General features: G+C 70.3%; 9 protein-coding genes. 5 read left to right on the top strand and 4 right to left on the bottom strand.

What is annotated here, in order from left to right; genetic code table 11:
- Position 1 precedes the first annotated feature (1 nt).
- From J7I97_RS14820 to J7I97_RS14805, 4 genes are all read right to left on the bottom strand, one after another.
- Positions 2-955, bottom strand: a complete 954-nt coding sequence (locus J7I97_RS14820) for a 3-oxoacyl-[acyl-carrier-protein] synthase III C-terminal domain-containing protein (protein WP_308365608.1) — start codon at positions 953-955, stop codon at positions 2-4.
- Positions 956-1,443: 488 nt separating this feature from the next.
- Positions 1,444-2,601 (bottom strand): galactokinase, encoded by a 1,158-nt coding sequence (gene galK, locus J7I97_RS14815; RefSeq protein WP_214934940.1) that lies wholly within the window; start codon positions 2,599-2,601, stop codon positions 1,444-1,446.
- Positions 2,602-2,604: 3 nt separating this feature from the next.
- The gene (gene galT, locus J7I97_RS14810) at positions 2,605-3,714 is read right to left on the bottom strand and encodes a galactose-1-phosphate uridylyltransferase (RefSeq protein ID WP_214935036.1); all 1,110 of its coding nucleotides are present in this window, start codon (positions 3,712-3,714) and stop codon (positions 2,605-2,607) included.
- A complete protein-coding gene (locus tag J7I97_RS14805) occupies positions 3,711-4,526 on the bottom strand; it encodes a DeoR/GlpR family DNA-binding transcription regulator (RefSeq protein WP_214934937.1) in 816 nt (271 codons plus the stop codon). The genes galT and J7I97_RS14805 overlap by 4 nt, the downstream gene beginning before the upstream one ends.
- 364 nt (positions 4,527-4,890) lie before the next feature.
- Here J7I97_RS14805 and J7I97_RS14800 point away from each other — a divergent pair, with 364 nt between their 5' ends.
- The 5 genes from J7I97_RS14800 to J7I97_RS14780 all read left to right on the top strand — a co-directional run bounded on the left by J7I97_RS14800 (position 4,891) and on the right by J7I97_RS14780 (position 11,753).
- Positions 4,891-6,474: an NPCBM/NEW2 domain-containing protein gene (locus J7I97_RS14800; RefSeq protein ID WP_214935032.1), complete on the top strand. Its 1,584-nt coding sequence runs from the start codon at positions 4,891-4,893 to the stop codon at positions 6,472-6,474.
- Between the two features lie 127 nt (positions 6,475-6,601).
- Entirely contained in the window at positions 6,602-7,660 is a 1,059-nt protein-coding gene (locus J7I97_RS14795; RefSeq protein ID WP_251058818.1) for a substrate-binding domain-containing protein, read from the top strand.
- A 91-nt stretch (positions 7,661-7,751) separates the two neighbouring features.
- Positions 7,752-9,347, top strand: a complete 1,596-nt coding sequence (locus tag J7I97_RS14790; RefSeq protein WP_214934935.1) for a sugar ABC transporter ATP-binding protein — start codon at positions 7,752-7,754, stop codon at positions 9,345-9,347.
- On the top strand, positions 9,344-10,417 hold the full coding sequence (locus J7I97_RS14785) for an ABC transporter permease (RefSeq protein ID WP_214934933.1): 1,074 nt from the start codon (positions 9,344-9,346) through the stop codon (positions 10,415-10,417). The genes J7I97_RS14790 and J7I97_RS14785 overlap by 4 nt, the downstream gene beginning before the upstream one ends.
- A 139-nt stretch (positions 10,418-10,556) precedes the next feature.
- Positions 10,557-11,753 carry an AI-2E family transporter gene (locus J7I97_RS14780; RefSeq protein WP_214934931.1) on the top strand — a complete coding sequence of 399 codons (1,197 nt, stop codon included), beginning with the start codon at positions 10,557-10,559 and terminating at the stop codon, positions 11,751-11,753.
- Positions 11,754-11,955 lie beyond the last annotated feature (202 nt).

Below are 11,955 nucleotides of genomic sequence, written 5' to 3'. Positions count from 1 at the left end.
CTCAGACCCCCAGGTTCGTGATGGTCGCCGACAGGGCCCCGGTCACCACGCCCGAGGCGGCCGGGACCAGGAGGAAGGTGGAGCCGCGCTCGGCGGTGCCCGCTGCAAGGTGTTCGCGCAGCGTCAGGAAATGGGAGGTGGTGGCGGTGTTGCCGAACCGCTCCACCACCGCGAGGGACGTCGGCATCGGCGTGCCGAACGCCGCTTCTCCCATCTGGTTCACGTACTCGATGAAACGGGTGCCGACCTGGTGCTGGATGATGTAGTCGAATTCCTCGGAGGCGAAATCCCGGCCGGCCTTTGCCAGCAGATCTCCGTGAAAGCTGGGCCAGAGGGCGAGGCGTTCCTTGTTGTGCATCTTCTTGTTGTCCGTGTAGAGGGCGATTCCCTGGGTGTGGTCGCTCGGCATTCCCATGCAGAGATGCGAGTACTCCGAGCAGGTCATGAGGTCGATGTAGTGGATCCGGTCGGCCTCGTCCGTGGACCGGTCCATAATGACCGCGGCCGCGGAGTCGCCGACGGAGAGCGAGGCGAACTGCGGATCGTAGGAGCCGGTGAGCTCGCGGGCAGCCGTGTCGGCGACGCGGGTCGCCTGTTCGCCGCTGACCACCATGCCGTTGCGGACCGCGCCGGACCGGATCATCCGGTCGAGCACGTAGACACCGGTCAGCATGCCGGCGCAGGCGTTGGAGACGTCGAAGTGGATGGCCGAGCGCGAGCCCAGCTCCCTGGAGAGCGAGGCGGCGAAGGACGGCTCGAAGTAGAACCGGCCGCCGTCCTTGAAGCGGGTAATGGACGCAGAGATGACGATGTCCAGGTCAGCGGCCTCGTAGCGGGAGGCCGCCAGGCAGTCGCGGGCGGCGGAGAGGGCCATTGCGAACGAGTCCTCACCGGCCGCGGGATCGGGATCGCAGACCCGGCGCTCGACGACTCCGGTGATCCTCTCGACATCCACGCCGCTCAGGTTGTCCGTCCGGCCAGTCAGTTCCCGGGTGGTCAGCGTGGCCGCCGGTATATGGGCTCCGAGGGCCTCTAATCGGCTGTATCGGTTCGTCGTTCTCAATTTCGATTCTCCGTGGTGGGCGTAACGCGGGCAGCACAAACCGCCCCGTCGAATGCACAAGGTTTTCGCTGGTTACGGACAGCGAAGTTACCGTAGCGTACGGATTTGGTGGAGGGGTTGCGAAGTCAGCTGGAACCGGACCGACGGGGTGAATGTCAGCCAGTGACCCGACAGGTGATATTCCGCCAGAGCTCAGACGCCGTGGCCCTCTCGGGCGTGCCAGAGGTCCCGCCTTCCCAGGCGGCGGGGGCCAGACCGGGCCGGTCCCCGTCTGAACGGGACGGCCGGAAAGGGATCGCGGCCGGGCAAAGCTGTCCGGAATCGCCCCGTCCGCCTTGACCATTTCTTGGATGTGACGGCAAAAGGGCCCGGCGGCCGGATCAGGCCGCCCCGGCGGAAGGGACCGCTTCGAAGATGCGGGGCTCACGCAGGCCCGCCTCGGCGAACGCGCGCCGCACCGCGGCCGAGACCCGCTCCGCCTCATCCGCGTCGACCAGGGCGATCGCCGAGCCCCCGAATCCGCCGCCCGTCATCCGCGCACCGAGCGCGCCGGCGTCCAGGGCGGCCTGCACCGCGAGGTCCAACTCCGAGCAGGAGACGGCGAAGTCGTCCCGTAGCGAGAGGTGTGAGGCGGTGAGGAGCGGGCCGGTGTCCCACAGCCGGTGGGCGTGGACCAGCTCCACGGTGCGCAGCACCCGGGCGTTCTCGGTGACGACATGGCGTGCCCGGGCGCGCAGCACCGGATCGCGCAGCACGTTCAGCTGCGCCACGGACTCGATGTCGCGCAGCGCGTCCGCGCCCATCAGTACGGCGGCCAGCTCGCACTCCCTGCGCCGTGCCGCGTACTCGCCGTCGGCCAGGGCGTGCCTGGCGCGGGTGTCGACGACGAGGAGCCGCAGGCCCGCGCCTGCCAGATCCATCGGCACCTGCGCGAAGGCGAGCGATCGGGTGTCGAGGAGGAGGGCGTGGCCCGGTGTGCAGCACATGGAGGCCATTTGGTCCATCACGCCGCACGGCACGCCGACGAAGAGGTTCTCCGCCCGCTGGGCCAGCAGGGCCGTCTCGAACGCCGTCAGCGCGACTCCGTAAAGTCCGCACAGCGCCTTCCCCACCGCGCATTCGAGGGCGGCCGAGGAGGACAGTCCGGCGCCGACGGGGACGTCACCGTCCAGGAGCAGTTCCGCCCCGCCGACGCGGTGTCCGGCATCGCGCAGCGCCCAGGCCATGGCGGCGGCGTACACGGACCAGCCGCCCCCCACGCCGGGCCGCAGCTTGGCCACGTCGAAGACCTCCGGCAGTGGTTCGGCCGTGGACGCGATGTGCAGCATGCCGTCGTCGCGCCGCCGCGCGTGGACCCTCATCCGGTGTGGAAGCGCGATCGGGAGGACGAACCCGCCGTTGTAGTCGGTGTGTTCGCCGATGAAGTTCACCCGCCCCGGGGCCGACCACACCCCCTCGGCCCGCCCGCCGAAGTTGCGGGCGAAGGAGGACTCCCCCGCGTCCTGTGATGCTGCCGGGTACACGCGCCTCCCCGTCATCTCTCAGACCTCCCGCAAGCGGGCGGCCGCCTGCTCGGGCGTGATGTCGTTGACGAACAGTCCCATTCCGGATTCGGTGCCCGCAAGGTACTTGAGCTTGTCGGCTGCGCGGCGAATCGTGAACAGTTCGAGATGCAGTGCGTACTGGTCGCGGCCGGTGCGCACGGGAGCCTGGTGCCAGGCCGAGATGTAGGGGGCGGGCGAGGGGAAGAGCCTGTCGAAACGGCCCAGCAGGTCGAGGTAGACATGGGCCAGCTCGTCGCGTTCGGCGTCATCGAGGGCGAGCAGGTCGGGAACGCGCCTGTGGGGGTAGAGGTGGACCTCGTACGGCCAGCGGGCGGCGTGCGGGACGAACGCGCTCCAGTGGTCGCCGGCCAGAACCACCCTGCGGCCGTCGGCGAGGGCCGTGTCGCGGACCTCGTCGAAGAGGTTGCGGCCGGTGGCGTCCCAGTGGCGGGCGACGCTCTCCAGGGTGCGACGGGTGCGGGGGGTGAGGACCGGCAGGGCGTAGATCTGACCGTGCGGGTGCGGAAGGGTCACCCCGATCTCCCTGCCGCGGTTCTCGAAACAGTAGACCTGCTCGATGCCGGGGACCTCGGCGAGGTCAAGGGTGCGGTCGGTCCAGGCCGCGATGACCGTGCGGACCTGCGCCGGGCTCAGATCGGCGAAGGAGGCGTCGTGGTCGGGGCTGAAGCAGACCACTTCGCAGCTTCCGGCGCCGGATCCGGACAGGGCGGGAAAGCGGTTCTCGAAGACGGCGACCTGGTAGTCGGGGGCGGGGATCTCGCTGGGCCGGCCGGGGCGTGAGGGGCAGAGGGGGCACTGGTCGGCGGGCGGCAGGTGGGTGCGGCCCTGCCGGTGGGAGGCGACCATCACCCACTCGTCCAGGAGCTGGTCGTAGCGGCGTTCGGAGAGGGTGGTGATGGGCAGCAGCCCTCGCCGGTCGGGATGGTCGCGCACCGGGTCGCGGACATCGGAGCCATCGGCCTCGAAGCCGCCGGCCTCGAAGCCGTCGGCCTCGGAGCCGCCATTGTCCGAGCCGTCGCCAGAGCCGTCGGCGTCGTAGTAGATGAGCGCGCGGCCGTCCGACAGCGTCGTGTACGTCTTCTTCACCACTGCCGCTCCCCGGCGTTGCCGGTGGCGAGCACTACTTCGCCGACCCGTTCGGTGACGGCCGCCGTCTCCTCCTGTGGCAGGGCGTCCGTGACCAGTACGTCGATCTGGTCGAGGGTGGCGAAGGTGGTCAGTCCCACCACGGACCATTTGGTGCGGTCGGCGAGGACCACGGTGCGGCGCGCCGAGCGGAGGAACGTCCGGTTCGTCTCGGCCTCGGCGAGGTTCGGCGTGGTCAGGCCGGTGGTGGTGCCCAGTCCATGGCAGCCGAGGAAGAGCAGGTCTACGTGCAGCGACCGGATTGCCTGGTCGGCGATGGGGCCGACCAGGGCGTCCGAGAGGGTGCGGATCCCGCCGGTGAGCACCACAGTGGTGCCGCCTCCGGTCAGCCGTGCGGCTTCGAAGACCTCGGCCGCGCGAATCGAGTTGGTGACCACGGTGAGGTCGGGGATCTCGGTGAGTTCCTTGGCCAGGGCGTGGGTTGTCGTGCCCGCGGACAGCGCGATGGCCGATCCGGGGGCGACCAGCCCGGCCGCCGCGCGGGCGATGGCGTCCTTCGCCACCGTCTCCCACACGGACTTGGCCTCGAACCCCGGCTCGTGGCTGCTGGGCTCACCCGCGAGGACGGCGCCGCCGTGCACCTTCTGCAGCAGGCCCTCGCGAGCGAGCATGTCCAGATCGCGCCGGACCGTCATGTCCGAGACGTTGAGGGAACGCGTCAGCTCGTTCACTCGTACACCGCCGCGACGGCGGACCTCTTCCAGGATGAGAGCGCGGCGCTGGTGAGCGAGCAGGCTGCCGGTGTCGGCCATCCTTCGGTTCCTCTCTTCGGGAAACGAGCACCCCGGTCACGGCAAGCATCCGGACCTGCCGATCAGAAGTCAACAGATTCCAACAAGCGAACAAGGCCTGCCAAAACAACGCTGTTGGCCTTCTTGACATGCCCACGAAACGGCAGTGTGATGTGGCCGCCCCGTTGAAGTCCGTTGGGTCCTGAGCACTTTCGTGGGTTCGGATCCACCATAGGCACTCACTTCCGCACATGTTTCCTCCCCTCAGGAGCCGTCTGTGCACTCGCTACGACGTACCACCGCCCGCCGCCTGGCCACCGCCCTCGCCTCCCTGCCGCTGCTGGTACCGGCGGTGGGAGCCGCCTCGCTGGCCGGTGCGGCGTTGATGGTCACGGCCCCGCCGGCCGCCGCCCTGGCCGACGGGCAGGCCCTCACCCCGCCCATGGGCTTCAACAACTGGAACTCCACCCACTGCCGGGCCGAGTTCAACGAGGCCATGGTCAAGGGCATCGCTGACCTGTTCGTCGCGAAGGGCCTGAAGGCCGCCGGGTACCAGTACGTCAACCTCGACGACTGCTGGGCCCTGCCCGAACGGGACGCCTCGGGCAACCTCGTACCCGACCCCGTCCGTTTCCCGAACGGGATCAAGGCCCTCGCGGACTACATCCACGGCAAGGGCCTGAAGTTCGGGGTGTACACCAGCGCAGGCACCAAGACCTGCGACACCGCGGGCTTCCCCGGCGGACTGGGGCACGAGCAGCAGGACGCCAACCTCTTCGCCTCGTTCGGCGTCGACTACCTCAAGTACGACAACTGCAACAACCAGGGCGTCGACGCCAAGAAGCGGTACACCGCCATGCGGGACGCCCTGAAGAACACCGGCCGCCCGATCGTCTTCTCGCTGTGCGAATGGGGCGAGAACCAGCCGTGGACCTGGGCTGCCGACGTCGGCCATCTGTGGCGCACCACCGGGGACATCAGCGACAGCTGGTCCTCAATGATCAACATCGCGCACCGGAACCAGCCGCTCGCCGCGTACGCCGGCCCGGGCCACTGGAACGACCCGGACATGCTCGAAGTCGGCAACGGCGGGATGACCGCCACCGAGTACCGGACCCACTTCAGCCTCTGGTCGATGATGTCCGCGCCGCTGCTGATCGGCAGCGATCTGCGCAAGGCGACCCCCGAGACCTTCGACATCCTCTCCAACGCCGATGTCATCGCGCTCGACCAGGATCCACTCGGCAGCCAGGGCGCAGTGGTCTCCAACTCCGGCGGCCTCGTGGTCATGGTGAAGGAGCTCGCGAACGGCGACCGGGCGGTGTCCCTGACCAACGAGACCGGGTCCACCGCCACGATCTCCGCGAAGACCGACGCGCTGGGCATCGGCAACCGCGGCCCGTACAGCCTCAAGGACCTGTGGACCAAGGCCGTCTCGGCCAATACCAGCGGAACGATCAGCGCCTCGGTCGCCGCGCATGCCACGGTGGTCTACCGCATCACGCCGGGGCCCGCGCCGCTCCCGCCGGCCGGCACCTCCCACCTGTCCGACCTGCCCTGGACCGGTGTGAGCAGTGGCTGGGGTCCGGTGGAGAAGGACCGGAGCAACGGCGAGCAGCCGGCCGGTGACGGCAGGACCCTGACCATCAACGGCGCCACCTACGCCAAGGGCCTGGGCGTCCACGCACCCAGCACCGTGACCTACAACCTCGGCGCCCGGTGCACCGGCCTGACCGTGGACGTCGGCGTGGACGACGAGAGCGCCTACACCGGTGCGGTCGCCTTCCGGATCTACCGGGACAGCACGCTGGTGGCCGACAGCGGCGTGGTGACCACTTCGGATCCGGCCAGGAAACTCACCGCCGATCTGACGGGCGGCCAGACCCTGAAGCTGGTCGTCACCGACGGCGGCAACGGCATCGACTACGACCACGCCGACTGGGCCGCTCCCCGGCTCACCTGCGCCTGAACCGGCCGAAGGCCGGCTTCTCCGGCACCGTCCGTCCGTACCACCCGCACCGCCCGCACCACCCGCGCCACCTGAACCGCCTGAACCGCCTGAACCGCCTGAACCGTCCGAAACAGGGAGCCCGCACATGTCCATGCCACCGTCCCCCACCCGGGCCCGCCCCACCGCCGCCCTGCTGACCGGCACCCTCACGCTGGTGCTCGCCCTCGGCGGATGCTCGTCCGGCAAGCCCTCCTCCGCCGGGCCCGCGGACAGCAAGGCGGACGGCCCGATATCCATCGCCTACCTGCAGAAGCAGGGCGACCAGGAGTACTTCGTCTCCGAGGCCGCGGGCGCCAAGAAGAAGGCCGCCGAGCTGGGTATCGAGCTCACGGTCGTCAATCTCGGCAATGACGCGTCCAAGACCATCACCGAGGTCAAGTCGGCGGCGGCGCAGAAGAACAAGGGCATCATCATCGTGGTGCCGGAGTCGGCCGTCGGGCCGCAGGTGGTCGCGGAGGCCAAGAAGGCCGGGATCGCCCTGCTCACCTCCGACGACCAGGTCTGCGTCAGCGGCCCCAAGCCATCGGAGTGCGACAAGGCCGACCTGGTGCCCCGGGTGGGCTTCTCCGGGGTCCAGATGGGCAACGAGGTGGGCAAACGGGCCGCCGCCGAGTTCAAGCAGGCGGGCTGGTCTCCCGCGGACACCCGCATCATCTACGCGTGGAAGCAGGACACCACCGTCTGCACCGACCGCATCGACGGCGCGAAGGCCGCGTGGAAGGAGGCGGGCGCCCCCGAGGTACAGGCCATCGAGGTCGGTACGGACAACACCCCGGCCGGCGCCCAGTCGAAGGTCGAGGCGACCGTGACGGCCCATCAGGACATCAAGCACTGGGTCGTCATGGGCTGCAACGACGAGAACGTCTCCGGCGGCGTTAAGGGGCTGGGCAACGCGGGCGTCAAGGGGGCGGACATCGTCGGTGTGGGCCTCGGCGCCTACCTGGCCTGCAAGGAGTGGCAGGCGGGCGCCGACAACGGGATGAGGGCGGCGCTCCACATCCCCGGCGACGAGGTCGGGAAGCTGGCCGTCCAGGCGATGTACGACAAGTTGAAGAACGGCAAGGACTTCGCCCCTGAGGCCTTCGCCCCGACCCGGATGGTGGACGCGAGCACGTGGAAGGCCGCCGGGTTCGGCTGCAAGTGAGGCGCCGCCCCCGGTCATCCGGCCCCTCCCTCTCCAGGCGAGGGGCCGGAGCCCACCCTCCCCCGCACTTCCAGGCCGCGAGGTAGCACAGATGAACGCCACAGACGGACTGCACGTCACCGGCATCGCCAAGAGCTTCTCCGGGGTCCAGGCGCTGAACGAGATCAGCCTGGCCTTTCCGGCCGGCACCGTCACCGCCCTCATGGGCGAGAACGGCGCGGGCAAGTCCACCCTGCTGAAAATTGTCTGCGGCGATCAGCCGGCCGACTCCGGAACGATCCGGCTCGACGGCACGCCGCTGCACCTGCACTCGCCCGCCGACGCCCGGGCCGCCGGCATCCGGCTCATCCCGCAGGAGCCGGAGATCGTCCCGCACATCAGCGTCGCCGAGAACGTCTACCTCGGCGCCCTGCCGACCCGCGGCGCCCGCCGCTTCGACCGGGCCGGCCTGCGCCGACGGCTGGAGGCCGATCTGGTGCGCATCGGCTTCGACAAGGTCCTCGACGCCGACACCCTCGGTATCGACCTCACCGCCGCGCAGCGCCAACTCGTCGAGATCCTGCGGGCGCTGACGGGCGAGGCGAAGGTGGTCGCCTTCGACGAACCCACCTCCTCCCTCTCCGAGCACGAGGTGGAGGCCCTGTTCGCGCTGATCCGGCGGCTGCGCGAGAGCGGCCTCGCCGTGGTCTACGTATCCCACCGGATGCAGGAGATCTTCCAACTCGCGGACCGGATAGCCGTGTTGCGCGACGGAACCCTGGTCGGCGTCAAGGACGCCGCGGCCACCGACCAGCGCGAGATCGTACGGATGATGGTCGGCCGGGACCTGTCCTCCCTGTTCACCCGCGCCCATGTGGCCACCGACCGGGTCGTCCTCGACGTCCAGGACGTCACCACCGACGACGTCACCGGGATCACCCTCCAGGTCCGGGCCGGTGAAGTGGTGGCCCTGGCCGGTCTCGTCGGCGCCGGACGCTCCGAGCTGGCCCGGGCCCTGGTCGGCGACCTCCCCCTGCGCGGCGGATCGGTCTCCGTCGGCGGACGGGTCCTGCGACTGCGCCGGCCCTCGGACGCGATCCGCGCCGGACTCGGCCTCGCACCCGAGGAACGCAAGGCGCAGGCCCTGTTCCTGAACCGCTCGATCCGCGACAACACCGCACTCGTGGTCCTGCGCGGCCTGCGACGCCTGCGCTTCGTCCGCCGCGGCGCCGAGCGGAAACTCGCCCAGGAGTTCGCCGACCGGCTGCGGGTGCGCGCCCCGTCCATCGAGCACGAGGTACGCACACTCTCGGGCGGAAACCAGCAGAAGGTGGTGCTCGCCCGCTGGCTGGCCCGCAGGCCCAGCGTCCTCATCCTCGACGAACCCACCCGCGGCATCGACGTAGGCGCCAAGGCCGAGATCTACCAGATCATCGCGGACCTCGCCGAGTCCGGGGTGGCCCTGCTGGTGATCTCCTCGGAGTTGCCCGAGGTCCTCGGCCTGGCCGACCGGGTGCTGGTGATGCAGGGCGGCAGGATCACCGGCGAACTCCCCCGGGCCGAAGCCACCGAGGAGGGCATCCTCGCGCTGGCCATGGCCGACGGCCTGGCCACGGCCGGCGCGCACGGCACGTGCCGCAGGGACAGCACGGACAGCACGCACCGCCCGCACCGCCCGCACCGCACGGACAACGGAGGACTGGAGTGAACCCGACGACGGCGTCCACGGAGGACCGCTCACCGCAGGCGCGGACGGGGGCGGCGCCCTCGGGGAAGGACACGGCCGCGCAGGGCACCAGGCGGCAGCGGGGATCGGTACTCAGTGCCGTCGGCGGGCAGAACCTCAGCCTCATCGGCGCCCTGATCCTGGTCCTCGCGCTCTTCGGATCGCTCAACTCCGCCTATCTGACATGGGCCAACATCAAGGTGATCGGCGACGCGGTCACGATCTCCGGCCTCCTCGCCCTGGTGCAGACCGTGGTGATCGTCTGCGGTGCGCTGGACATCTCCGTCGGCTCCCAGGTCGGCGTCGCCTCCGTGGTCTCCGCGATGGTCTTCACCTCCACCGGCTCCAACGCGCTGCTCGGCATCGCCGCCGCGCTCGGGGTGGGCGTGCTGGCCGGACTGCTCAACGGCGCCGTGATCGTCTACGGACGTGTCAACCCGGTCATCGCCACCCTCGCGACCCTGGCCGCCTACAAGGGCGTGGCTCAACTGCTCTCCAAGGGCGCGGCTCAGGGGTACGTCAGCAACGACGACGTCTTCGTCTTCCTGGCCAATGGCGCGATCCTCGGCGTGCCCGTGCTGCTGTGGGTACTCGCCCTGGTGACTCTGGGCATCCATGTGCTGCTCAAGTTCACCGACATCGGCCGCAACATCTACGCGATCGGCGGCAACGACACCGCCGCCCGGCTCTCCGGCATCAACATCAACAAGTACCTGATCGCGGTCTACGGGCTGGCCGGGGTCATCGCGGCGGTCGCCGGCGTGCTGCTGACGGCCCGCACCGGGTTCGGCCACCCCGTCTCCGGCAGCGAGGGCCTGGAGCTCAAGGCGATCACCGCGGCCGCCCTCGGCGGTTGCCTCCTGGCGGGTGGCAGGGGCGGGGTGGGCGGAACGCTGCTCGCCATCACACTGCTCGGGGCCCTGGACAACGGCCTGACCGTACAAGGCGTCAACCCGTTCTGGCAGAACGTCGCCCAGGGCACCCTGCTCGTGGTCGCCGTGGTCATCCAGAAGCGGCGCTCCGGCGAGCGTGCCATGGGGCTGCCGACATAGGGCCTGCCCGGCCGGGGCATTGGCCCGTCCGCGCGGTCATTCGCCGATCCCTTCGGGCGAATGTCGCGCCGGGCCCGCGGGGTTCGCGGTGCGCCGTGATACCCCGTAGAGCAACACACCCGGGAGGTGGGGCACCGCCATGTCCAGGCGATCCGCAGCGCGGTCGGCACGCCGCTCGGCCGGCCGGCCTACGGAGGACCCGCGCACCCGTATCCGTACGGTGGCCCGCCCCGGCCGCCCCGGCCGCGGCCGCCGCCCGGGCAGGACAGCGGTGGGGCGATCCGTGCCGTTCGCGGAATCCGTGTCGCCGCTGCTGCGCACGCTCGCCGGATACGCCTGGCGGATCCTGGCCGTGGGCGCCGTGGTCTACGCGGTCTTCGCGGCGCTGGGGCGGTTCCACGAGATCGGGGTGGCGGTCTTTCTCGGCCTGGTCGTGACGGCGATGCTCCGTCCGGTGGCCGATGTCCTGGACCGGTGGCTTCCGCGCCCGCTCGCGGTGGCCTGCGTCCTGATCGGCAGCATCATCCTGTTTCTCGGCGCGCTGGCGTTCGTGGGCGGGACGGTGGCCGCCGAGTGGAACTCGCTGGTGGCGGAGTTCAGGAGCGGACTGGGCAGGATCCAGACGTGGCTGGAGCAGCCGCCCCTTCGGCTGAGCCCCGATGCGCTGTCCGGTGCGCAGGAGCGGATCGGCGCGTATCTGTCGAGCCATCGCGCGGCACTGCTCAGCACCGCCGTGAGCGAGGCCGGTCGAGTCGTGTCGATTTTCACCGTCGCCGTGCTTTCGCTGTTCTGCTCGGTCTTCTTCATCCACTCGGGCGACCGGCACTGGCGCTGGTTCTGCGCCCAGTTCCCGCCCCGGGCGCGGGACCGGATGGCGGTCGCCGGGGGTGCGGCGTGGCGGACCCTGACGGGGTACACGCACGGGATCGTGCTGGTGGCCGGGACCAACGCCATCCTCGTGGGGTTCGCGCTGTACGCCCTTGGCGTGCCGCTGGCCGTGCCCCTCGCGTTGCTGGAGTTCTTCGCCGCGTTCGTCCCGCTCATCGGCTCCCCCGTCGCCCTGGGCGTGGCCACCGTCGTCGCCCTGGCCGCCAGGGGGCCGCTCGTCGCCGGCCTCGTGCTCGTGCTGATCGTGGTCATCGGGCAGATCGAGGGCCATTTGCTGCACCCGCTCGTGATGAGCTGGGCCGTGCGCCTGCACCCGGTGGTCGTGGCCCTCTCGGTGATCGCGGGAGCCATCGCCGCGGGGGTGGTGGGCGCGGTGGTGGCCGTCCCCCTGGTGTCGGTCGCGTGGGCGGTCCGCCTGGCCCTGGATACCAGGAGAGCCCCCGTGTGAACCCGCGGTGGGCGGGGAGCCTGCCTCATCCGGCGGGGCACACCGCGCGCGGGGGGCGGGCTCGCGTGAAGCTTGGGAGCAGGTCTAGTGCCGTGACCGGCAAGGTTCACCGGGTCGCGACGCCCAGTACGGCACCTCGCCGCGTTGTCGGACCNNAAACCTTTCCGGCCACGGCATAGCCGCCCACGCCCACGCCGACGGA

The sequence above is a fragment of the Streptomyces sp. ISL-87 genome (genome assembly GCF_018614095.1).
In the GTDB taxonomy this organism is placed as follows: domain Bacteria; phylum Actinomycetota; class Actinomycetes; order Streptomycetales; family Streptomycetaceae; genus Streptomyces.
The sequence above is the reverse complement of the archived record's forward strand: the minus strand, read 5'-3'. Positions and strand labels throughout refer to the sequence as shown.